General features: G+C 70.4%; 25 protein-coding genes, 1 other RNA gene and 1 pseudogene. 5 read left to right on the forward strand and 22 right to left on the reverse strand.

Features of this window, described 5'->3' with window-relative positions:
• The 14 genes and pseudogenes from BWR60_RS24675 to BWR60_RS24740 form a co-directional block, all read right to left on the reverse strand.
• Nucleotides 1–236, reverse strand: a pseudogene (locus tag BWR60_RS24675) (cell envelope integrity protein TolA); the annotation flags it as partial.
• A gap of 10 nt (nt 237–246) precedes the next feature.
• A complete protein-coding gene (gene tolR / locus BWR60_RS24680) occupies nt 247–768 on the reverse strand; it encodes a protein TolR (RefSeq protein WP_088153942.1) in 522 nt (173 codons plus the stop codon).
• Nucleotides 768–1,499 (reverse strand): protein TolQ, encoded by a 732-nt coding sequence (gene tolQ / locus BWR60_RS24685; protein ID WP_088153944.1) that lies wholly within the window; start codon nt 1,497–1,499, stop codon nt 768–770. Before tolQ ends, tolR begins: the two co-directional genes overlap by 1 nt.
• A 12-nt stretch (nt 1,500–1,511) precedes the next feature.
• Nucleotides 1,512–1,943, reverse strand: a complete 432-nt coding sequence (gene ybgC / locus BWR60_RS24690; RefSeq protein WP_088153946.1) for a tol-pal system-associated acyl-CoA thioesterase — start codon at nt 1,941–1,943, stop codon at nt 1,512–1,514.
• Nucleotides 1,940–2,980 carry a Holliday junction branch migration DNA helicase RuvB gene (gene ruvB, locus BWR60_RS24695; RefSeq protein ID WP_088153948.1) on the reverse strand — a complete coding sequence of 347 codons (1,041 nt, stop codon included), beginning with the start codon at nt 2,978–2,980 and terminating at the stop codon, nt 1,940–1,942. Before ruvB ends, ybgC begins: the two co-directional genes overlap by 4 nt.
• Entirely contained in the window at nt 2,977–3,603 is a 627-nt protein-coding gene (gene ruvA / locus BWR60_RS24700) for a Holliday junction branch migration protein RuvA (RefSeq protein ID WP_088153950.1), read from the reverse strand. The genes ruvB and ruvA overlap by 4 nt, the downstream gene beginning before the upstream one ends.
• Nucleotides 3,600–4,109, reverse strand: coding sequence for a crossover junction endodeoxyribonuclease RuvC (ruvC, locus tag BWR60_RS24705; protein WP_088153952.1), 510 nt, complete (start codon nt 4,107–4,109; stop codon nt 3,600–3,602). Before ruvC ends, ruvA begins: the two co-directional genes overlap by 4 nt.
• Before the next feature lie 55 nt (nt 4,110–4,164).
• A complete protein-coding gene (locus BWR60_RS24710) occupies nt 4,165–4,914 on the reverse strand; it encodes a YebC/PmpR family DNA-binding transcriptional regulator (RefSeq protein ID WP_088153954.1) in 750 nt (249 codons plus the stop codon).
• Between the two features lie 217 nt (nt 4,915–5,131).
• Nucleotides 5,132–5,971 carry a TIGR00282 family metallophosphoesterase gene (locus tag BWR60_RS24715; RefSeq protein ID WP_088153956.1) on the reverse strand — a complete coding sequence of 280 codons (840 nt, stop codon included), beginning with the start codon at nt 5,969–5,971 and terminating at the stop codon, nt 5,132–5,134.
• A gap of 12 nt (nt 5,972–5,983) precedes the next feature.
• Entirely contained in the window at nt 5,984–6,574 is a 591-nt protein-coding gene (locus tag BWR60_RS24720) for a 5-formyltetrahydrofolate cyclo-ligase (RefSeq protein ID WP_088153958.1), read from the reverse strand.
• Nucleotides 6,575–6,740: 166 nt separating this feature from the next.
• Nucleotides 6,741–6,901: non-coding RNA, 6S RNA (gene ssrS / locus BWR60_RS24725), on the reverse strand.
• 13 nt (nt 6,902–6,914) lie between these two features.
• On the reverse strand, nt 6,915–7,241 hold the full coding sequence (locus BWR60_RS24730; protein ID WP_088153960.1) for a cell division protein ZapA: 327 nt from the start codon (nt 7,239–7,241) through the stop codon (nt 6,915–6,917).
• A 4-nt stretch (nt 7,242–7,245) separates the two neighbouring features.
• Nucleotides 7,246–7,476: a hypothetical protein gene (locus BWR60_RS24735; protein ID WP_088153962.1), complete on the reverse strand. Its 231-nt coding sequence runs from the start codon at nt 7,474–7,476 to the stop codon at nt 7,246–7,248.
• A gap of 36 nt (nt 7,477–7,512) precedes the next feature.
• Nucleotides 7,513–8,598 (reverse strand): Ldh family oxidoreductase, encoded by a 1,086-nt coding sequence (locus tag BWR60_RS24740; protein ID WP_179221936.1) that lies wholly within the window; start codon nt 8,596–8,598, stop codon nt 7,513–7,515.
• Between the two features lie 276 nt (nt 8,599–8,874).
• On the opposite strand from BWR60_RS24740, the gene tkt reads away from it, so the two are divergent.
• Together tkt and gap are read left to right on the forward strand one after the other, a co-directional pair.
• Complete coding sequence (gene tkt / locus BWR60_RS24745; RefSeq protein ID WP_088153966.1) at nt 8,875–10,866, forward strand: transketolase; 1,992 nt, start codon at nt 8,875–8,877, stop codon at nt 10,864–10,866.
• Between the two features lie 95 nt (nt 10,867–10,961).
• Complete coding sequence (gap, locus tag BWR60_RS24750; protein ID WP_088153968.1) at nt 10,962–11,969, forward strand: type I glyceraldehyde-3-phosphate dehydrogenase; 1,008 nt, start codon at nt 10,962–10,964, stop codon at nt 11,967–11,969.
• Between the two features lie 67 nt (nt 11,970–12,036).
• Here the strand turns inward: gap and BWR60_RS24755 are convergent, their stop codons facing one another.
• The 3 genes from BWR60_RS24755 to BWR60_RS24760 form a co-directional block, all read right to left on the reverse strand.
• Nucleotides 12,037–12,417 (reverse strand): COG4315 family predicted lipoprotein, encoded by a 381-nt coding sequence (locus BWR60_RS24755; RefSeq protein WP_088153970.1) that lies wholly within the window; start codon nt 12,415–12,417, stop codon nt 12,037–12,039.
• A gap of 95 nt (nt 12,418–12,512) precedes the next feature.
• Nucleotides 12,513–12,659, reverse strand: a complete 147-nt coding sequence (locus BWR60_RS37240; protein WP_179221937.1) for a hypothetical protein — start codon at nt 12,657–12,659, stop codon at nt 12,513–12,515.
• Nucleotides 12,660–12,713: 54 nt separating this feature from the next.
• The gene (locus tag BWR60_RS24760; RefSeq protein ID WP_088153972.1) at nt 12,714–14,015 is read right to left on the reverse strand and encodes an ammonium transporter; all 1,302 of its coding nucleotides are present in this window, start codon (nt 14,013–14,015) and stop codon (nt 12,714–12,716) included.
• A 273-nt stretch (nt 14,016–14,288) separates the two neighbouring features.
• On the opposite strand from BWR60_RS24760, the gene BWR60_RS24765 reads away from it, so the two are divergent.
• Nucleotides 14,289–15,431, forward strand: coding sequence for a succinylglutamate desuccinylase/aspartoacylase family protein (locus BWR60_RS24765; protein WP_088153974.1), 1,143 nt, complete (start codon nt 14,289–14,291; stop codon nt 15,429–15,431).
• 194 nt (nt 15,432–15,625) lie between these two features.
• Nucleotides 15,626–16,075 carry a dihydroneopterin aldolase gene (locus tag BWR60_RS24770; RefSeq protein WP_088153976.1) on the forward strand — a complete coding sequence of 150 codons (450 nt, stop codon included), beginning with the start codon at nt 15,626–15,628 and terminating at the stop codon, nt 16,073–16,075.
• Between the two features lie 159 nt (nt 16,076–16,234).
• Here the strand turns inward: BWR60_RS24770 and BWR60_RS24775 are convergent, their stop codons facing one another.
• The 3 genes from BWR60_RS24775 to gstA form a co-directional block, all read right to left on the reverse strand.
• A complete protein-coding gene (locus BWR60_RS24775; RefSeq protein ID WP_088153978.1) occupies nt 16,235–16,609 on the reverse strand; it encodes a 4a-hydroxytetrahydrobiopterin dehydratase in 375 nt (124 codons plus the stop codon).
• Nucleotides 16,610–16,670: 61 nt separating this feature from the next.
• On the reverse strand, nt 16,671–17,264 hold the full coding sequence (locus BWR60_RS24780) for an isochorismatase family protein (protein ID WP_088153980.1): 594 nt from the start codon (nt 17,262–17,264) through the stop codon (nt 16,671–16,673).
• Between the two features lie 23 nt (nt 17,265–17,287).
• Nucleotides 17,288–17,902 carry a glutathione transferase GstA gene (gstA, locus tag BWR60_RS24785; RefSeq protein ID WP_088153982.1) on the reverse strand — a complete coding sequence of 205 codons (615 nt, stop codon included), beginning with the start codon at nt 17,900–17,902 and terminating at the stop codon, nt 17,288–17,290.
• A 118-nt stretch (nt 17,903–18,020) separates the two neighbouring features.
• Here gstA and BWR60_RS24790 point away from each other — a divergent pair, with 118 nt between their 5' ends.
• Nucleotides 18,021–18,878: a LysR family transcriptional regulator gene (locus BWR60_RS24790; protein ID WP_088153984.1), complete on the forward strand. Its 858-nt coding sequence runs from the start codon at nt 18,021–18,023 to the stop codon at nt 18,876–18,878.
• Between the two features lie 166 nt (nt 18,879–19,044).
• Here the strand turns inward: BWR60_RS24790 and BWR60_RS24795 are convergent, their stop codons facing one another.
• Nucleotides 19,045–19,692 carry an HD domain-containing protein gene (locus BWR60_RS24795; protein ID WP_144445741.1) on the reverse strand — a complete coding sequence of 216 codons (648 nt, stop codon included), beginning with the start codon at nt 19,690–19,692 and terminating at the stop codon, nt 19,045–19,047.
• A gap of 5 nt (nt 19,693–19,697) precedes the next feature.
• Nucleotides 19,698–20,171, reverse strand: a complete 474-nt coding sequence (locus tag BWR60_RS24800) for an NUDIX domain-containing protein (RefSeq protein ID WP_088153988.1) — start codon at nt 20,169–20,171, stop codon at nt 19,698–19,700.
• Between the last annotated feature and the right edge of the window lie 13 nt (nt 20,172–20,184).

Here is a 20,184-nt window from a genome sequence, read left to right on the forward strand (position 1 = left end):
GTCTTGGCCGCGGCCGGGGGCGGCGGCGCGTCGGCGTCGCCGGTGGCATCCGGGGCCGGCGGGCGGTCGGGCGCGATCTCGCCGGTCGCGCCCGCGCCGACCGCATCGGCGCTGACGATCTCCACCGGCACGACCGCGATGGCCGGCGCGTCGCGCCGGAACAGCGGCAGCCCGAACATCAGCACGATCAGCAGGATCGCGTGCAGGGCCAGGGAGATGATGAGACTGGGACGCATGGGACTCTTGTCAGCGCCTCGGGGCCGGTGCGGGGGCCGGCGTCAGGGCCGCCTGGCCCTTCGGCGTCTCGGAGATCAGCGCCACGCGGGTGAAGCCGGCGGAGGTGATGGCGCCCATCACCTGCATGATCCGGCCATAGGCCAGCGCCTGGTCGCCGAACACGAAGATCCGGGTCTCGGCCGGGCCACCGCCAGCGCCCGCCGCGGCGCCCTGGGACTGGGCCTTGGCGATCGCGGTCAGCATCGGCACCAGGTCCTCCATCGCCACCTGCTTCTTCTGCACGTAGATCTGGCCCTGGGCGTCGATGGTGACCTGCAGCGGCTGCTCCTTGGTCGGGATGTTCTGGGCGCGGGTCTGCGGCAGGTCGACCGGCACGCCGACGGTCAGGAGCGGCGCCGTGACCATGAACACGATCAGCAGGACGAGCATGACGTCGACGAAGGGCGTGACGTTGATGTCGGCGTTGGGGCGCAGGGTGCGGCGGCGGCCGCTGCGGGCCCGGCCGGTGGCGTGGGACAGGGAGACGCCCATCAGCTGCGGTCCTCGAGGTAGCGCGACAGGATCGCGCCGAACTCGCCGGCGAAGTTCTCCAGCCGCTCGGCATACTTGTTCAGGTCGTTCGAGAACTTGTTGTAGGCGGTGGTGGCCGGGATGGCGGCGAACAGGCCGATGGCGGTGGCGAACAGCGCTTCGGCGATGCCCGGCGCCACCACGGCGAGGCTGGTGTCGGCCTGGGCGGCGATCGACTGGAACGAGTTCATGATGCCCCAGACCGTGCCGAACAGGCCGACGAAGGGCGCGGTCGACCCGACCGAGGCCAGCACGGTCATGCCGCGCTCGACCCGGCCGAGCTCACGCGTCATGGTCACCTGCATCACCCGGTCGATGCGCTGCTGCAGCCCGGCGCGCATGCTGCCGGAGGCGCCGATGCCACGATCGGCGGCGATGCGCCATTCCTTCATGCCGGCGGCGAAGGTGGCGGCCATCGGGTCGGGCGGGTTGGCGCCGACCTGGTCGTAGAGGTCGTCGAGCGACCCGCCGGACCAGAACGCATCCTCGAAGGCATCCGCCTGGCGGTTCAGCCGCCGGACGCGGATCCACTTCTCGAAGATGATCGCCCAGCACCAGACGGATGCCGCCAGCAGCAGCAGCATCACGAATTTGACGATCACATCGGCCTGCAGGAACAGGCCCCACATGCTCAGATTGTGCACGGCACCCTGCCCGACCGCCTGGGCCGTATCGATCACCGACTGCTCCATACCCTTCGCCCTTCATCCCGCCGCGTGCGACGCGGTCTGGTGCTTGATCGCATTGAACACCTCGCGCAGCCGCGGCGGCATCCGCGCCGCCCGGCCGTCACGAGTGATGCAGGCCAATTTCAGCAGCAATGTGACGATGTCATCCCCATCCCGCCGGATCGCCTGCGACATTTCGAGACTGGCGCCGCCGATCGCCGTCACCACGGTCTCGACCGCCAGCCGGTCGTCGAGGCGGGCGGAGCGGCGAAAATCGATGACGCAATGGCGCACGGCGAAGGCGATGCCGGTCTGTTCCAGCATCGTCCACTGCTCGAAGCCCGCGGCGCGCAGCAGCTCCGTCCGCGCCCGCTCGGCGAAGCGCAGATAGGAGGCGTGGTAGACGATGCCCGACCCGTCCGTGTCCTCCCAATAGACCCGGACGGGGAAGAGATGCGGCGCGCTCACGGCTCGTCTTCCGCCAGCAGGTCGAGCTGGGAGGCGCCGCGCTTCGGCTCGGCCAGGCCGAGGGCGCGGTAGCCGCGGTCGCCCAGCACGCGGCCGCGCGGCGTGCGCTGCACCAGGCCCTGCTGCAGCAGGTACGGCTCGATCACGTCCTCGATCATGTCGCGCTGCTCGCTCAGCGCCGCCGCCAGCGTCTCGACCCCGACCGGGCCACCGCCGTAATGCTCCGCGATCAGGCGCAGATAGCGCCGGTCCATCGCGTCCAGCCCGGCCTCGTCGACATCGAGGCGCTTCAGCGCCTGGTCGGCGGCACGGGCGTCGATCTGCGCCAGCCCGGCCACCGCGCCGAAGTCGCGCACCCGGCGCAGCAGCCGGCCGGCGATGCGCGGCGTGCCGCGCGAGCGCTTGGCGATCTCGTGCGCGCCCTCGTCGGTCAGCGGGCAGCCCAGCAGCCGGGCGCCGCGGGCGACGATCGATTCCAGCTCCGGCGTGCCGTAGAAGTTCAGCCGCAGCGGGATGCCGAAGCGGTCGCGCAGCGGCGTGGTGATCAGGCCCGACCGGGTGGTGGCGCCGACCAAAGTGAAGGGCGGCAGGTCGATCCGCACCGACCGCGCCGCCGGCCCCTCGCCGATGATCAGGTCGAGCTGGAAGTCCTCCATCGCCGGATAGAGGATCTCCTCCACCGCCGGGTTCATGCGGTGGATCTCGTCGATGAACAGCACGTCGCGCGGCTGCAAATTGGTCAGGATCGCCGCCAGGTCGCCGGCGCGGGCGATCACCGGGCCGGAGGTGGCGCGGAAGCCGACGCCGAGCTCGCGCGACACGATCTGCGCCAGCGTGGTCTTGCCGAGCCCGGGCGGGCCGAACAACAGCACATGGTCCAGCGCCTCGGCCCGGCTGCGCGCGGCGGTGACGAAGACGCGGAGATTGTCGCAGACCTCGCGCTGGCCGACGAAATCCTCCAGCGTCTGCGGCCGCAGCGAGGCGTCGTCGTCGCCCTGGCGCTCGCCGGTGACGATGCGGTCGGCGTCCCCGCTCATGACGCCAGCTCACGCAGGGCGGCGGGGATGATCGCCGACACCGTCGCCTCCGGCCCCAGCTTGCCGCCGGCCCTGGCCACCGCGGCGAAGGCCTCGGCCCGGCCGTAGCCGAGATTGACCAGGGCGGAGACCGCGTCGGACGCGGCGCCGGCCTCGGCAGTGGCGGCCGCCGGGGCAGCCCCGCCGGTGTGGAACGCGGCGACAGCGGGCCCGAGGGCAATGCCGCCGACCTTGTCCTTCAGCTCCGACGCGATGCGGCCGGCCAGCTTCGGCCCGACACCCTCGGCCCGGGCCAGCATCGCCTTGTCGCCGGCGGCGATGGCGGTGGCCACCTGGTCCGGCGACAGCACCGACAGGATAGCCAGCGCCACCTTGGCGCCCACCCCCTGCACCGTGGTCAGCAGGCGGAACCAGTCGCGCTCCGTCGTGTCGGCGAAGCCGTAGAGATGGATGTGGTCCTCGCGCACATGGGTCTCGACATGCAGCGCCACCGCCTCGCGCGGGCCGCCGAGCAGGCCGAGGGTGCGGCGCGAGCAGAACACCAGATAGCCGACGCCGCTGCAGTCGATCACGGCGTGATCGGCCCCGGCGCTGTCCAGCAGGCCGCGCAGCCGGGCGATCATCGCGCCGCCTGCAGCCGGATGCCGGCGATGCTGGCCTCGGTCTGGCGGTGATGGGCGTGGCAGATCGCCACGGCCAGCGCATCGGCCGCGTCCGGGGTCCGGAACGTCGTGCCCGGCAGCAGCATGCGCACCATGTGCTGGACCTGGGTCTTGTCGGCATGGCCGGCGCCGACCACCGACTTCTTGATGTGGTTGGCGCCGTATTCCGCGACCCGCAGCCCGGCCAGGGCCGGCACCAGCAGCACCACGCCGCGGGCCAGGCCCAGCTTCAGGGTCGAGGTCGGGTTCTTGTTGACGAAGGTCTCCTCGACCGCCGCCTCGTCCGGCGTCCACTCGCGCAGCACGGCGGTCAGCCCGTCATGCAACTGCACCAGGCGGGTGGCGAGGTCGGCCTTGTCGTCGGAATCGACACTGCCGTCGGCGATGTAGCGCAACCGGTTGCCGTCGACATCCAGGACGCCCCAGCCGGTGTGGCGCAGCCCGGGGTCGAGGCCGAGGATCCTCATCGGCGCCCCATCCCCCCTGCCCTCGCCATCCTGTGCTCCATATCCCCTCCGCCGCTCAGGCCGTCAGCCGCGCCATGACGTCGTCCGGAATCTCGAAATTGGCCGAGACCCGCTGCACGTCGTCGCTGTCCTCGAGCGTGTCGAGCAGCTTCAGCAGCGACGCCGCCTGCTCCTCGTTCAGCGCCACGCTGTTCAGCGGCCGCCAGACCAGGCCCGAGGAATCCGGCGCGCCGAACGTCTCTTCCAGCGCGTCGCGCACGGCGGCGAAGCCCTCGACCGTGGTGGTCACGGTGTGGGTCTCATCGTCGCTCTGCACGTCGTCGGCGCCGGCCTCCAGCGCCGCCTCGAACATCGCGTCGGCGCTGGCCGCCTTGACCGGGAACACCAGCTCGCCGACCCGGTTGAACATGAAGCTGACCGAGTTGGTCTCGCCCAGCGACCCGCCATGCTTGGCGAAGATCGAGCGCACATCCGCCGCGGTGCGGTTGCGGTTGTCGGTCAGCGCCTCGACGATCACGGCGATGCCGGCCGGGCCGTAGCCCTCGTAGCGGATCTCGACATAGTCGCTGTCGTTGCCGTCACCGGTGGCGCGCTTGATCGCCCGGTCGATGTTGTCCTTCGGCATATTCTCCTTGCGCGCGGCCTGGATGGCGGCGCGCAGGCGCGGATTCATCGCCGGGTCGGGAAGGCCGAGCTTGGCGGAAACGGTGATCTCGCGCTGGAGCTTGGTGAAGATCTTGGCCCGCTTGGCGTCCTGGGCGCCTTTGCGGTGCATGATGTTCTTGAACTGTGAATGACCGGCCATGGGGCAGTGCCTGACTGACTTGGAGAATTCGCGGCGCGAGAGATATGCGGCCGGACGGGCGACGGCAAGCGCCACCGCACGCTCACTGGCGCCGCGTTAGGCCCAGATTATGGCGGTTCTGTGGCCCGGAGGGAAGGGGCACGAATATTTCCGGGCACGGATATTCCGTTTCCCAGCAATCAGATAGGCGCAATTTCAAAGAAATCAGATGAATGGCTCAGCCGGCGGGCTCGGCGGGGGCGAAGCCGCTCGGCCAGGCCGGTGCCAGCCGGCCGCCGATCCGCAGCGGCTCGACCTTGCGGGCGAGTCCCGTGGTCTCGTCGGTCTCCAGCACCAGGCCGCAGATCGTCGGCTGGCCCTCCGCCGGCGTCAGCCGCTCGGTCGGCATCTTGCGGATGAAGCGGGCGATCGCCGGCTCCTTCCCCATGCCGATGACGCTGTCATAGTCGCCGCACATGCCGGCATCGGTCTGGTAGGCGGTGCCGCCGCGCAGGATATGCAGGTCGGCGGTCGGGATATGGGTGTGGGTGCCGACCACCAGCGTCACCCGGCCGTCGAGGTGATGGCCCATCGCCATCTTCTCGCTCGACGCCTCGCCGTGGAAATCGACCACGATGGCGTCGACCACGCCCGGCATCGCCATGTCGGCCAGCAGCCGGTCGACCGCGGCGAAGGGATCGTCCAGCGCGTCCATGAACAGCCGCGCCATGATGTTGACCACCAGCACCTGGCGGCCGCCACGGGCCTGCAGCAGGGTGGCGCCGCGTCCCGGCGTTCCGGCCGGGAAATTGGCCGGGCGCACCATCCGCGAGTCGCGGTCGATGGTGCCCAGCAGCTCACGCTGGTCCCAGACATGGTTGCCGGTGGTCAGGCAGTCGACGCCCGACTCGTAGAACTCCTCGGCGATCTTCGGGGTGATGCCGAAGCCGCCGGCCGAGTTCTCGCCGTTGACCACCACGAAGTCGAGGTCCAGGCGCTGCCGCAGCCGCGGCACCTGCTCCATCACCGCCACACGGGCGGCACGGCCGACAACATCCCCCAGGAACAGAATGCGCATCCGAAATCCGTTTCACACAGCAATGCGGATCGCCTCGCGATCCGTCACGATCCAATCCAAAGCCTCGTCGTGCAGGCCGACCGGCACCGCCGTGACCTCCTGCCCGGCATAGCCGATTCCCACCGCCAGCACGGGCTTCCGCGCCCGCAGCCCGGCCAGGGTGCGGTCGTAGAAGCCGGCGCCGTAGCCCATGCGGAAGCCCTTGCGGTCGAAGCCGAGCAGCGGCACGAACAGCAGGTCGGGCACCCGCTCCGGCGCCGAGGGCGCCGGCACCGACACGCCGAACACGCCCTCGACCAGCGGTGCCTCGGGCGTCCAGTCGCGGAACACCAGCGGCTGCCCCCTGCCCTGCACCACCGGCACGCAGGCATGATGGCCGCGGCCGATCACGGCGCGCAGCAGCGGCAGCGGGTCGAGCTCGTCGTCGATCGGCAGGTAGCCGCTGACCACTCCACCGGGAGGCAGGGGAATCGCCTGCAGGACGATGTCGCGCAGCCGCCCGCCCGCCCCGGCGCCGTGCTCGGCGTGATAGACGGCACGACGCTCCCGCGCCGCAGCCCGGAACGCCTTCTTGGCGTCGCGCAGCTCGGTCCCGTCAGGCATGGGGAGAGATCTCGAAAGGCATGCCCCATCCCGTCATTGCGAGGAGGCGAAGCCGACGAAGCAATCCAGGGGCCACGCCAAGCGGCCCCTGGATTGCTTCGCTGCGCTCGCAATGACGGTGCTGGGATTTGAGAGAAACGCTCGCATGCGAGCCGAAAGAGGTGGTAGCGGAGCCGCATCGGCCGGTGGTCATATCGTCTCCTCTTGGGCCCTGCAACAGCAGGTGGGTGCCGTGTGTCCAGGACCACGATCCCGGCAGGGACAGCCCCCTAAGAGAAGCGCATCGGCCCCAGGGACAAAGCGACCTGTCGCACCGCGCAGCCCCGCTCCGCGAACAGATTTAGGGCGTCTCGACCCGGGCTGCAATGGCCTCGATCCGATCCGCGAGCTTCTGCAGCCGTGACGACAGTTCGGGGTCGTCCAGCGGCGACGGCGCCGCGGCCACAGCGCCCGGGATCTTGCCCTCGCGCAGGTCCAGGAGCTCGTCGCCCAGCATCAGGGCGACCATGACCAGCAGATGCGTGTCGGTGGCCGACCGCACCGAGCCCTGGATCTCGCGGATCCGGTCCTGCACGAAGGCGGCGACCTCGCGAACGCGCGGCTCCTGCCCGTCCTCGCAGGCGATCGGATAGGGGCGGTTGTTGAGATTGATTTCGACCCGGGCCACGGCGTTACTTTTCCAAGAGGGTCTCGATGCGCTGGATCACCTGGGTGACCCGCGCCGCCACCGTCGCCGTATCCTCGCGCAGCTCGGTCTCGATCTCGGTCACCGCCTGCGAGCGCACGCGGTCCGAAATCTCATCGATCTGCGTCTGGCGGCGCTCCTCCTGGGCCGCGACAGCGGCATCCAGGCGCTCCAGGGCGCGCTCCAGTCGGTCCAGCTCGGCGGTCAACCCGCTCATGGGCGGGACTCCAGATCCAGCGTCATCCGGCTGAAACTATGCGTCGGCCTGCCCTGCGTCAACGGACGCTTCAGGAACAGTCACGCCGACCGTGCCGGCGAAGGCTGCCAGACGCTCCCAGGTGCGGCGGTCCAGCGGCACGCCGCGGGCCGCGCGCTCCGCCGCCTCCCGCTTCTCCGGGTCGCCCGGCGCCATCACCTCCTGCCCCGGCTGGGCCGGCTGCGACCGCAGATCGGCGAGAATCGCCGCCAGCGAGTCCTCATAGCCGCCGGCGGCGAAGGCCCGCGGCTTCAGCAGCAGGAAGAAATGGCCGATATGCACAGGCTCGCCCGGGCCGGTGAACTTGGTCATGCGGAAGCCATGCGGCATGCCGGTCAGGCTGGCGCACAGGATTTCCACCATCATCGCCAGCCCGGCGCCCTTGTAGCCGTAGCCCAGCCCGCCGACCGGGATCAGGCCGGTGGCGACATGAGGGTCTGTGGTGGCGATGCCGTCATCGCCGACCGCGACCTCCGGTGGCAGCGGGGTGCCGGTGTCGCGGCGCAGATGCACGCGGTTCAGCGGGATGGCGCTGGTCGCCATGTCCAGCAGCATCGGCTCCTCGTCCCGCGCCGGGGCGGCGAAGCTGATCGGGTTGGTGCCGAAGAACGGCTTCACCCCGCCATGCGGCACCACCAGCGCGTCGGCATGGGTGCAGCCGAAGGCGATGAAGCCGCGCTGCGCCGCCACCAGGGTATAGACGCCGGTGGCGCCGTGATGGGACGAGCGGGTGACCACCGCCGCGGCCAGCCCCGTCTCCTCCGCCAGTTTCGCCGCCTCATCGATGGCGCGGTAGCTGGCGAGGTGGCCCAGGCCGCCATCGGCGTCGACGACGACGCAGGACGGGGCGGTGCGGGTCGCGGTCACGGCCGGGGCCGGGTTGACCCGGCCGTTCTGCAGCTGGTCGAGATAGAACGGCACCAGCCGGACGCCATGGGTGTCGACGCCGCGGGCCGAGGCGTCGGTCATCGCCCGCGACGTCGCTGCCGCGGCGTCATCCGACATGCCGGCACCGCGCAGCAGCGCCGCCGCGAAATCCTCCAGCACCGGCCGCGCCAGGCGCACCCCGTCGAACTGTTCCATCCCAGATCTCCGAACCCCGTCGCCGGCATGCGTTCCGGCCGATATGTCCGACTTGTCTAGCGCAGCGCCGGGCCGACCTCCAGCCCTTCCGTCCGCCCCCGGGCCGGCGGCGGGAATGTCGGACCTTTCGGCCCACGATTTCGGCCCGAATTGGGCATTTGGTGGCATTGACGCGGGGGACGCCGGGCTGCATGGTGCCGCCGCCCCCGACGACAGCCCGCCTTGACGCCTGGGCGGGCCATCGCCGGATCCCCGTGCCCCGAACGGATCGATGCCATGAGCGACAGCCCCCGGACCGTGACCCACTCAGACATGGCGAACGCCATCCGCTTCCTGTCCCTGGACGCGGTTGAGGCTGCGAAGAGCGGCCATCCCGGCATGCCGATGGGCATGGCCGACGTCGCCACGGTGCTGTTCAGCCGCTACCTGAAGTTCGACGCCGCCCACCCGACCTGGGCCGACCGCGACCGCTTCATCCTGTCCGGCGGCCACGGCTCGATGCTGCTCTATTCGCTGATGTACCTGACCGGCAACAGCAAGATCACGCTCGACGAGATCAAGCACTTCCGGCAGCTGGGCCATCACACCGCGGGCCATCCGGAGGTCGACCACGAGGCCGGGATCGAGACCACCACCGGCCCGCTGGGCCAGGGCCTGGGCAACGCCGTCGGCTTCGCGCTGGCCGAGCGCATCCTGAACGCCCGCTTCGGCGACGAGCTGGTGAACCACCACACCTGGGTCACCTGCGGCGACGGCGACCTCGAGGAGGGCATCAGCCACGAGGCCTGCTCGCTGGCCGGGCATCTGAAGCTGGGCCGGCTGATCGTCCTCTATGACGACAACCACATCACCATCGACGGCCCGACCTCGCTGTCCTTCAGCGACGATGTGCAGAAGCGGTTCGAGGGCTACCATTGGCACGTCCAACGCGTCGACGGCCACGACACCGACGCGATCGCCGCCGCCATCGACGCGGCGCTGGCCGATGACCGGCCGAGCCTGATCGCCTGCCGCACCATCATCGGCTGGGGCGCGCCGAACAAGCAGGGCACCAGCGGCGTCCACGGCTCGGCCCTGGGCAAGGACGAGGTCGCGGCAACCCGCGCCAACCTGAACTGGCCCTACCCGCCCTTCGAGGTGCCGGAGACGACGATCGCCGCCTGGCGCGAGATCGGCAAGCGCGGCGACGCCGAGCGCCAGGCCTGGGACGCCCGGCTGGCCAAGACCCCGGCCGAGACCCGCGCCGCCTTCCGCCATGCCATGGACGGGACGCTGCCCTCCGGCCTCGACGGCATCCTGGCCAAGTTCAAGGCCGAGACCTCCGCGGCCAAGCCGAGCCTGGCCACCCGCACCGCCTCCGGCCAGGTGCTGGAGTTGCTGGTGCCGGCGATCCCGGAGCTGATCGGCGGCTCGGCCGACCTGACGCCGTCGAACAACACCAAGACCAAGGTCTCGACCGATATCGAGCCGGGCAAGTATGGCGGCCGCTACATCCGCTACGGCGTGCGCGAGCACGGCATGGCGGCGGCGATGAACGGGTTGACGCTGCATGGCGGCGTCATCCCCTACGGCGCCACCTTCCTGACCTTCACCGACTATTGCCGCCCGTCGATCCGCCTGGCGGCGCTGATGCGCCAGCGCGTCGTCTACGTCATGACCCATGACTCGATCGGCCTGGGCGAGGACGGCCCGACCCACCAGCCGGTGGAGCATGTCTCGGCGCTGCGGGCGATCCCGCATCTGATGGTGTTCCGCCCCTGCGACGCGGTCGAGACCGCCGAGGCCTGGCAGATCGCGCTGGAAACCCAGGACGCGCCGTCGGTGCTGGCGCTGACCCGCCAGAACCTGCCGACCCTGCGGCTGGACGCCAATGCCGAGAACCTGTCGGCCAAGGGCGGCTACATCCTGCGGGAGGCCACCGGCACGCCGCGCGTGCTGCTGGTCGCCACCGGCTCGGAAGTGTCGATCGCCAACGAGGCGCGCGACCTGCTGGAGGCCGAGGGCATCGGCACCCGCCTGGTCTCCATGCCCTGCACGGCGCTGTTCGACCGCCAGCCGTCGGACTACCGCCGCCGGGTGCTGGGCCAGGGCGTGGTCCGCATCGCGGTCGAGGCCGGCGTGCGCCATGGCTGGGACCACTATATCGGCCCGGACGGTGCCTTCGTCGGCATGACCGGCTTCGGCGCCTCGGGCCCCTATGAGCAGTTGTACAAACATTTCGGGATCACGGCCGAGGCGGTTGTCGCCGCCGCCAAGGCCAAGCTGTAACGCCGAAGCCGGGAACCAGCCCTTCCCGCACGAAAGGGAACGGGTTGGTTCCCCACGCGCTATCGGTACAAGACCATCGGATCGGAGAAGACGACATGGCCGTGAAGGTTGCCATCAACGGGTTCGGGCGCATCGGTCGCCTGGTGCTGCGGGCGCTGATCGAATCCGGGCGCAAGGACATCGAGGTGGTCGCGATCAACGACCTCGCCGACGTCAAGACCAATGCGCATCTGTTGAAATACGACAGCGTGCACGGCCGGGCGCCGTTCGATGTCCAGGTCGAGGGCGACACGCTGATCGTCAACGGCCACGGCATCAAGGCGGTGCAGCAGCGCGACCCGACCCAGCTGCCCTGGGGCGCGATGGGCGTCGAGATCGCGCTGGAATGCTCCGGCATCTTCACCAAACGCGACGACGCGGCCAAGCAGCTGACGGCCGGCGCCAAGAAGGTGCTGATCTCGGCCCCGGCGACGGACGAGGATCTGACGGTCGTCTACGGCGTCAACCACGACAAGCTGACGGCCGCGCACACCATCGTCTCCAACGCCTCCTGCACCACCAATTGCCTGGCGCCGGTTGCCTGGGTGCTGCATGACGCGATCGGCATCGATCACGGCTTCATGACCACGATCCACAGCTACACCGGCGACCAGCGCATCGTCGACACGATGCACAAGGACCTGCACCGGGCCCGGGCCGCGGCGCTGAACCTGATCCCGACCTCGACCGGCGCCGCCAAGGCTGTCGGCAAGGTGCTGCCGGAGCTGAAGGGCAAGCTGGACGGCACCTCGATCCGCGTGCCGTCGCCGAACGTCTCGGTGGTCGACTTCAAGTTCGTCGCCAAGCGCCCGACCACGGTCGAGGAGGTCAACGCGGCGATCAAGCAGGCCGCCGGCGGCAAGCTCAAGGATATCCTCGGCTTCTACGAGGAAGACCTGGTGTCGACCGACTTCAACCACGATCCCCGCTCGTCGATCTTCGCGATCAACGAGACCAAGGTCATCGACGGCACCTTCGTCCGGATCATGACCTGGTACGACAACGAATGGGGCTTCTCGAACCGGATGGGCGACACCGCGATCGCCATGTCCCAGGCCCGCTGACGCGGACCGAAGGTTCCATCGGAGCAGAGAGGGCGGCTTCGGCCGCCCTCTCCTTTTCCGGCAGCGCTCAGTCCGGCTTGGCGACGTGCCAGACACCGCCGACGCCGTCGCCGGTGACATCCCCGGCCTTCTGGTCCTTGACATAGGTGTAGAGCGGCTTGCCGTCATAGGCCCACATCATGGTGCCGTCGGCGCGCTTGACGACGGTCCACTCGCCCATGGCCGTGGCGCCGGCCGCGGCCTTGAACGGCGGCCAGTTGGCGGCGCATTTGTCGACGCAGTTGGACTTTCCGGCCTCATCCTTGTCGTAGACGTAGAGCGTCATGCCCTTCTCGTCCGTATAGACCTCTCCGGCCGAGGTCTTCATGGTCTTCGCCGGATCATCCATGGCGAAGGCCGAAGCAGCGAGGAGCAGCCCCGCCGCGATGCCGATTGCGATGAACTTCATCGTATCCTCCCCGAAGGCAGGCGGATACGGCCGAGGGCCGGCCCGCCACATCACGGTTCGCCCCGGGACGAATTGAGGTTGCGTCTGCGCCGGCGTCAGGCCGCCCAGGGCGGGGTGAAGGGCTCCTGCCCCTCATAGGCCGCCTGGCCGCCGACCGGCAGCACCAGGGCGCCGCCGGCCGCGACCTGGATGCGCTGCGCGAAAAACTGGCGGTGCCGGATCAGGGCCGAAGCCCGGCGCAAAAAAGAGGGGCGTCCAGAAGGACGCCCCAAGTCTGGCCGCCATATGCGGCAGCGTTACTGCACCGCCTCGCCGTGCAGGGCGAGGTCGAGGCCGTCGCGCTCCGCCTCTTCCGAAACCCGGATGCCCATGACCGCCTTGATCAGGAACAGCAGCACCGCGGTGACCACGCCGCTCCAGATCAGCGTCGCCAGCACGCCCTCGACCTGGATCCAGACCTGGCCGGGGTTGCCGTAGAGCAGGCCGGTGCCGAGCGAGTTGATCGCCGGGTCGGCGAAGACGCCGGTCAGGATCGCGCCGACGATGCCGCCAACGCAGTGCACGCCGAAGACGTCGAGCGAGTCGTCATAGCCCAGCGCCTTCTTCAGCGAGGTCGCGGAGAAGTAGCAGATGATGCCGGCGGCGATGCCGATCGCCAGCGCCCCCATCGGGTTGACAAAGCCGGAGGCCGGGGTGATCGCCACCAGGCCGGCCACCGCGCCGGAGATGATGCCGAGCACGCTGGGCTTGCCCTTGGCGCCCCACTCGACCAGCATCCAGGCCAGCGCCGCCGCGGCGGTGGCGATGTGGGTCACGGCGAAGGCCATGCCCGACAACCCGCCGGCGGCCAGCGCCGAACCGGCGTTGAAGCCGAACCAGCCCACCCACAGCAGCGAGGCGCCGATGACGCTGAGCACCAGGTTGTGCGGGGCGAAGGCATGGACCACGCCGGCGCCGTAGCCGTGCCGCTTGCCGATCACGATGCAGGCCACCAGCCCGGCGATGCCGGCATTGATGTGCACCACCGTGCCGCCGGCGAAGTCGAGCACGCCGGCCCCGAACAGCCAGCCATTGGACTGCCACACCCAATGCGCGATCGGCGAATAGACGACGATCGACCACAGGGTGGTGAAGACCAGCAGCGACGAGAACTTCATGCGGTCGGCGAAGGCGCCGACGATCAGCGCCGGGGTGATGATCGCGAAGGTCATCTGGAACATCATGAACACGCTTTCGGGGATCGTCCCGCTCAGCGCGCCGACCTCGAGGCCCTTCAGAAAACCGCGCGACAGGTCGCCGACATAGGCGCCGCCGGGGCCGAAGGCCAGGCTGTAGCCCAGCACCATCCAGATGATGCTGACCAGGCAGGTGATGGCGAAGCACTGCATCAGGATGGACAGCACATTGGCCTTGCGCACCATGCCGCCATAGAACAGCGCCAGCCCCGGGATGGTCATCATCAGCACCAGCGCCGTCGATGTCTGCATCCAGGCGGTGTCGCCGGAGTTCAGTGTCGGCGCCGCGTCCTGCGCCATCGCCGGCAGCGCCATCAGCAAGGCGGAAACTGCGCCTCCCAGTCCCCAAAACGTCCGCTTCATCGAGTTGTCTCCAGCCTTCGTCCTTCCGGCTGACGGTCGGCAGCCGCCCTGTTCGGCACCGGCACGAACCGCCCTTTCGCCGAGGGGTGAAGCAAGTGCCGTGCCGGTTTTGCCGGAGACCGGCAGAACCGGGCGGCAATGGCGGAGAGGATCTCCGGAATGATCGAAATTTGAGCAGAGATTTCGATGATGATGAAAATTTAACCAACTAGCGATGGATGCCATCCTGCCGCCGCTGCGCTAGGGTGCCGCGCCTTCAGCCAGAGAGCCGCCATGAGCAAGAGCGTCACCCGGATCCCGCTGCCCTCCCCCGCCCTCGGCACCAGCCGCGCCGTCACGGTGCACCGCTACGGCCAGCCCGGCGCCCGCCCCAAAGCCTACATCCAGGCAGGGCTGCATGCCGATGAGCTGCCGGGCATGCTGGCCGCCCACCACCTGCTGCGCCGGCTCGACGCGCTGGACGCGGCCGGGGCGATCCAGGGCGAGATCGTGGTGGTGCCGGCGGCCAACCCGATCGGCCTGTCGCAATCGGTGCTGGAATACCATGTCGGCCGCTTCGCCCTGGACGGCCGCGGCAACTTCAACCGGCACTACCCGGACCTGGCCCCGATCGTGGCGCCGCGCATCGCCGGCCAGCTGACCGGCGATGCCGAGCGCGACGTCCGGCTGGTGCGCGCGGCCCTGCTGGCGGCGCTGGCGGAGCAGCAGCCGGCGGACGAGACCGGCGCCCTGCGCAAGACGCTGCTGGGCCTGTCGATCGATGCGGATTTCGTGCTGGACCTGCATTGCGACAACCGGGCGCCGGTGCATGTCTATCTCGGCACACCGTTGTGGCCGGACGCCGAGGACCTGGCCCGCGAGTTCGAGGCCGAGGTGGTGCTGCTGGCCGAGGAATCCGGCGACAACCCGTTCGACGAGGCCAATTCCTCGCCCTGGTGGGTGCTGCCGCGCCTCTTGGGCGACGGCCAGACGCTGCCGCCCGCCTGCCTGGCGGCGACGATCGAGCTGCGCGGCCAGGCCGATGTCGATGACGAGACCGCCGGCGCCGACGCCGACGCGCTGATCCGCTTCCTGCAGCGCCGCGGCGTGGTGGCCGGCGCCCCCGGCCCGCTGCCCGCGGCGCGGTGCGAGGCCACGCCGCTGGCCGGCAACGAGATGCTGCGCGCCCCGGTCGCCGGCATCGTCACCTACTCGCAGCCGCTCGGCGCCCGGCTGCGCCGCGGCGACCATGTCGCCGACATCGTCGACCCGACCGCGGCCGACCCGGCCCAGGCGCGTACGCCGCTCCATGCCGGGGTCGACGGGGTGCTGTGGTCGCAGGGGCTGCATCGCCTGGTGCGGCCGGGCGACATCGTCGCCAAGATCGCCGGGGCGGAGCCGATCGAGGGCCGCGGGGCCATCCTGCTGACGACCTGATCCGGTCCGGATCCGCCTCGCCGGGGTCGCGGGAGCCATGCATGCAGTGCGTGGATTTCCTCTCGCCTTCCCCGGCCGATCGCGGCACGATGCGGACCTGAGGCCATCGCACGGCCAGACCGCCCGTGCCTCGCCATCGGACCCTCGGCCGGCAGAGCCACGGCCAGCGTCCGCCAATCGGACAGCCTTGACCCATGAGTGCCCCGTACCGTTCCCCGATCCCGCTCGTCACGCGCGGCGGATCGAAGACAGCCGCCTTTCCGGCCGCCGAGACCGCGCGCCCGGCGACCTATCTGATCCGGCTGCGCGACTTCGTCGTGCCGATGTCGATCGGCGTCTATGCCCATGAGGAGGAGCGGCGCCAGCGCGTCCGCATCAGCGTCGAGATGGAGGTCGAGCTGCCGGCCGGCGGCATCGGCGACGACATCGGGCGCGTGCCCTCCTATGAGGGGCTGGTGCAGGGGCTGCAGGCCCTGGCCGAGCGCGAGCATGTGCGGCTGATCGAGACGGTCGCCGAGCATGTGCTGGACCTCGCCATGGCCCATCCGATGGTGCTGCGGGCGGTGGCCGAGGTCGAGAAGCTCGACGTCTTCCCCGAGGCCCAGTCGATCGGCGTCCGCTTCGAGCGCCGCCGCGAGGGCTGAGGTTTTACCGGCCGGAGATTCCCAGAACCGTCATGGCGAGCCCCGAAGGGGCGTGGCCATCCAGGTTGGCGGGGCCCGCTCCGGCTGCGGCACTGGATGGCCACGCTTCGCTCGCCATGACGGTTTGGGATTGGCTCGGCCGGCTCTCTACGGCGTCACTCAATCGTACTTGAGGTAGGCATGCCTCGGATCAGCCGGCGGGCCGTCCAGCCCGGCGCCGTCGCGGGCCGGCTGCCAGGCCACCACCTCCTCGATCTTGCGGGCCAGGGCGAAGTCGCGGTCGGTGATGCCGCCGCCGGCATCATGCGTGTTCAGCCGCACCTCGACCCAGCCCCAGGACGCCGCGATCTCCGGGTGATGCCAGGCGGCCTCGGCCAGGTGGCCGATGGCGCCGATCGCCAGCATCGTGCCCTTCCAGCCATGGGTCTCGTAGCGTCGATAGAGGTTGCCATCCTGGTAGCGCCAGCGCGGCAGGTCGCGGGCCAGGCGGGCCTCGACCTCCGCGGGCGGATAGGCGTGCGGCTTCGCGGCCATGGCGGTCCTCGCGATGGGACGGGCGGCCCCGACGGCCGCCCCTTCCCGGAAGGATAGCGCGTCAGTCGCGGACGGCATCCCCCCGCGCCGCCACCACGGCGAAGCGGTCGGCCAGGGCGGCCAGCGCCGCGCGGTGCACCTCCGCCGCCGGCCGCACGCCGCCCAGCGGGTCCGGCAGGTCGCGGCTGGCGCAGGCCGCGGCCACGACCGTCGAGAACAGGCCGTGGTCGACCGCCGAGCGGGTGGTGGCGTCGACGCACATATGGGTCATGAAGCCGATGGTCACGAGTTTCTTGCGCCCGGCGGCGGCGATGCGTTCCGCCAGATCGGTGCCGGCGAAGGCGTTGGGCAGGCCCTTCTTGACCACCACCTCGCCGTCCGCCGGCGCCACCGCCGCGATCGGGGCGACATAGGGGCCGTCGACGTCGAACAGACCGCCCTTGCGCTCGTTCAGCACATGGATCACCGGGGTGCCCAGCCGGCGCGCCCGGGCCAGCAGCGCCGCGGCCTCCTCCACCGCGGGTCCGACGCCCGGCAGGGTCAGCCCGCCATCGCTGTATTCGCGCTGCATGTCGATCAGCACCAGCACCGATTCAGAGAGGGCGGCGGGTTCCAGCCGGGCGCCGGCGTGCTCGAGCAGGGTCTTGGGATGCATCTTCGTCTCCTGGAAGGAAGGGGTCAGGCGGCCTGGGCCGGCGCCTCGGCGGCCAGCGCGGCGGCCACCGAGGGGCGGGCGCCGATGCGCCGCATATAGGCCGCGATCGCCGGCCAGTGGCCGAGGTCGATGGCGAAGAACCGGGTCCAGCCCAGCACCGTGAACAGATAGGCATCGGCGACGCTGAAGCCGCCCTCGAGCAGATGGTCCTGCCGCTGCAGCGTCGTCTCGACCACGGCGAGACGCCGGGCCAGCTTGTCGCGGAAGACCGCCTTCGCCTCTTCCGGCAGGGCGGCATTGAACAGCGGGCTGAGGCCGGCATGGATCTCGCTGGAGATGAAAGCCAGCCATTCCTGCAGCCGCACCCGCTCCCAGGCCCCATTCGCCGGCGCCAGCCCGGCCTCCGGCTTCAGGTCGGCCAGGTACTGCAGGATCGCCGGCCCCTCGGTCAGCACCCGGCCGTCGTCCAGTTGCAGCGCCGCGACATAGCCCTTGGGGTTGATCGCCAGGAAGTCGCCGCCATCGGCGGTGGTCTTGGTGCGGTTGTCGACCCGGACCAGGGTGTAGGGCAGGCCCAGCTCACGCAGCACGATGTGCGGCGAGAACGAGCAGGTGTCGGGGGCGTAATACAGCTTCATCCGGCTCTCCGGGATCGGGCCGCCGCGGGATCGCGGCGGGTCATGCGCCCAGATTTGATCGCTGCCTCGCCTGCAGGAAAGCCGAGATTCTGCCGAATCATTCTGCAATACTGCAGGAATGGATTGGGATCTCGCCCGCTTCGTCCTGGCGCTCGCCCGGCACGGCACCGCCTCCGCCGCCGCGCAGGCGCTCGGGGTCGACCAGACCACCGTGTCGCGGCGCATGGCCGCCGCCGAGGCGGTGCTGGGCACGCCGCTGTTCGAGCGTGTCGACCGGCGGTTCCGGCCGACGCCGGTCGGCGCCGCGGTGGCCGCCGAGGCGGAGACGATGGAGCGGGCGGCGATCGCCATCCAGCACGCGGCCCATGACCGTGACGCCGCGCTGTCGGGCCCGGTCACGATCTCGGTCCTGCCCGGCTTCGCCGCCGCCTGGCTGGTCCCGCGGCTGGGTGATCTGCGCCGCCGCCATCCCGGGCTGCGGCCCACCGTGCTGAGCACCGACATCAACACCGATCTGGAGCGGCGGGATGCCGACATCGCCCTGCGCCAGGCCCGCCCGCGCTCCGGCGATCTCGCGGCCCGGTTGGGCGTCCGCATCGGCCATGCGGTCTATGGGCCGGAAGACGGCGCGGCCCAGGACTGGATCGCGCTGGAGCCGGCACTGGATGCCACGCCGCAGATGGTCTGGCTGCGCGACCAGCCCGGCGGCACCGACCCGGTGCTGCGGGTCACCGGCGGGGCGGAACTGCTGGCCGCGGTGCGCGCCGGGCTGGGGCGCGCGGTGATGCCCTGCTACCTCGCGGAGGCCGTGCCCGGCCTGCGCCGCCTGTCGGGCCCGATACCGGTGGCCAGCCGCGAGCTGTGGATCGTGGTGCCGGCCCCGGCCCGGGACGTGCCGCGCATCCGGGTGGTCGCCGACTGGCTGGCGGCGACGCTTGCCGAGGACCGTGTCCGGCTGGAGGGGGTACAGGCGTAGTCTGGGCTATTCGCTCGACAGCGGCTCTCCCCCTCAGCCTCCCATCGCTGCGCGATGGGTCCCTCCCTCTCCCCGAGGAGAGGGGAACTGGGCGTCGCCTCGTCACCTCTCCTTGGGAAGAGGTCGAAATCGCGACAGCGATTTCGGGTGAGGGGGTGGCTCCGGCCTATCCTTCCGATTTCGCCGCCGGCTCAGGAACCCAGCTCTTCTCTCGGTCGGCATGGCCGTAGAGCCGCTCGACCAGCAGCCGCAGCGTCGGGTCGGCGTCCAGCGCCTCCTGCATCCGGCTGAAGGTGCGGGTGCGGGTGACGCCGTGCTCGTGCCAGGACTTGCCGCCGCTCATCACGTTCTGGGCGAAGGCCTGCAGCCGGTCGAGCGCGCGGGCGTAGCGCGCCTCCGGCGTCTCGCCGGCCTCGAACTCGGTCCACCAGCCATGCACCTTGTCGCGCAGGTCGGGCGGCAGCAGGCCGAACAGCTTCACCGCCGCCTCTGCCTCGCGCGCCGCCTGGTCCTGCCGGCCGACATCGTCATAGGCGAAGGTGTCGCCGGCATGGATCTCGACCAGGTCGTGGGTCAGCACCAGCGACAGCACCCTCGCGATGTCGACCTCGAAGCCGATCTCGTCCTTCAGCAGCAGGGCGTACAGCGCCATGTGCCAGGTGTGCTCGGCGTCGGTCTCGCGCCGGCTGCCATCGGTCAGGTAGTTCTGCCGGGTGATCTGCTTGAACTGGTCGCAGACCAGCAAGAACTCCTGGATTTGGGCCAGGCGGTCGCCAGGAGCCGGGGCGGTGGGCAGGGTCGCGGGTTCGGTCATGATCGTCACCAGACGGGGTCGATGCTGCGGTGGCCGAGGATCTCCTGGATCCGGCGGTGGGTGGCGCCGTGGATGTCGCGCGGCAGGGCGTCGGCCGGAAAGAACCGGGCCTCGGCGATCTCGAAGGACAGGCGGCCGCCCGACGGGCGCCAGCGGTCGGCCAGGAACAGCGCGACATGGTCGCAGCGAAGCTGGTCGAAATGGGCGTAGACCGAGAACAACCGGGCTCCCGATTCGACCTCGACCGCCGCCTCCTCGCGCGCCTCGCGCACGGCGCAGGCCTCGAAGCTCTCCCATTTCTTGACGCCGCCGCCGGGGAAGAACCAGCCGGGGCGGTAGGTGTGGTGCACCAGCAGGAAGCGCCCCTCCCCGTCCCGCACCACCATGCGGGCGCCGAGGGTCAGCGGCTTGCGCAGCCTGAGATAGGCGTTGTGGGCGCGGTGCAGCAGGCGCGGCAGGGTGCGTCGGGCCGTGGTCATGGCCCGCAGATGA

This window comes from Inquilinus limosus (assembly GCF_002195995.1).
Classification (GTDB): Bacteria; Pseudomonadota; Alphaproteobacteria; order DSM-16000; family Inquilinaceae; genus Inquilinus; species Inquilinus limosus_C.

Coding starts and splice junctions, on each gene's coding strand:
- gstA (WP_088153982.1), bottom strand. CDS start 17,902: ATGAAGCTGTATTACGCCCCCGACACCTGCTCGTTCTCGCCGCACATC.
- tkt (WP_088153966.1), top strand. CDS start 8,875: ATGAGCGACAGCCCCCGGACCGTGACCCACTCAGACATGGCGAACGCC.
- tolQ (WP_088153944.1), bottom strand. CDS start 1,499: ATGGAGCAGTCGGTGATCGATACGGCCCAGGCGGTCGGGCAGGGTGCC.
- BWR60_RS24780 (WP_088153980.1), bottom strand. CDS start 17,264: ATGCATCCCAAGACCCTGCTCGAGCACGCCGGCGCCCGGCTGGAACCC.
- gap (WP_088153968.1), top strand. CDS start 10,962: ATGGCCGTGAAGGTTGCCATCAACGGGTTCGGGCGCATCGGTCGCCTG.
- ruvC (WP_088153952.1), bottom strand. CDS start 4,109: ATGAGGATCCTCGGCCTCGACCCCGGGCTGCGCCACACCGGCTGGGGC.
- BWR60_RS24760 (WP_088153972.1), bottom strand. CDS start 14,015: ATGAAGCGGACGTTTTGGGGACTGGGAGGCGCAGTTTCCGCCTTGCTG.
- BWR60_RS24710 (WP_088153954.1), bottom strand. CDS start 4,914: ATGGCCGGTCATTCACAGTTCAAGAACATCATGCACCGCAAAGGCGCC.
- BWR60_RS24720 (WP_088153958.1), bottom strand. CDS start 6,574: ATGCCTGACGGGACCGAGCTGCGCGACGCCAAGAAGGCGTTCCGGGCT.
- ruvA (WP_088153950.1), bottom strand. CDS start 3,603: ATGATCGCCCGGCTGCGCGGCCTGCTGGACAGCGCCGGGGCCGATCAC.
- BWR60_RS24765 (WP_088153974.1), top strand. CDS start 14,289: ATGAGCAAGAGCGTCACCCGGATCCCGCTGCCCTCCCCCGCCCTCGGC.
- BWR60_RS24735 (WP_088153962.1), bottom strand. CDS start 7,476: ATGAGCGGGTTGACCGCCGAGCTGGACCGACTGGAGCGCGCCCTGGAG.
- BWR60_RS24770 (WP_088153976.1), top strand. CDS start 15,626: ATGAGTGCCCCGTACCGTTCCCCGATCCCGCTCGTCACGCGCGGCGGA.
- ruvB (WP_088153948.1), bottom strand. CDS start 2,980: ATGAGCGGGGACGCCGACCGCATCGTCACCGGCGAGCGCCAGGGCGAC.
- tolR (WP_088153942.1), bottom strand. CDS start 768: ATGGGCGTCTCCCTGTCCCACGCCACCGGCCGGGCCCGCAGCGGCCGC.
- BWR60_RS24795 (WP_144445741.1), bottom strand. CDS start 19,692: ATGACCGAACCCGCGACCCTGCCCACCGCCCCGGCTCCTGGCGACCGC.
- BWR60_RS24715 (WP_088153956.1), bottom strand. CDS start 5,971: ATGCGCATTCTGTTCCTGGGGGATGTTGTCGGCCGTGCCGCCCGTGTG.
- BWR60_RS24790 (WP_088153984.1), top strand. CDS start 18,021: ATGGATTGGGATCTCGCCCGCTTCGTCCTGGCGCTCGCCCGGCACGGC.
- BWR60_RS24775 (WP_088153978.1), bottom strand. CDS start 16,609: ATGGCCGCGAAGCCGCACGCCTATCCGCCCGCGGAGGTCGAGGCCCGC.
- BWR60_RS24740 (WP_179221936.1), bottom strand. CDS start 8,598: ATGGAACAGTTCGACGGGGTGCGCCTGGCGCGGCCGGTGCTGGAGGAT.
- BWR60_RS24800 (WP_088153988.1), bottom strand. CDS start 20,171: ATGACCACGGCCCGACGCACCCTGCCGCGCCTGCTGCACCGCGCCCAC.
- BWR60_RS24755 (WP_088153970.1), bottom strand. CDS start 12,417: ATGAAGTTCATCGCAATCGGCATCGCGGCGGGGCTGCTCCTCGCTGCT.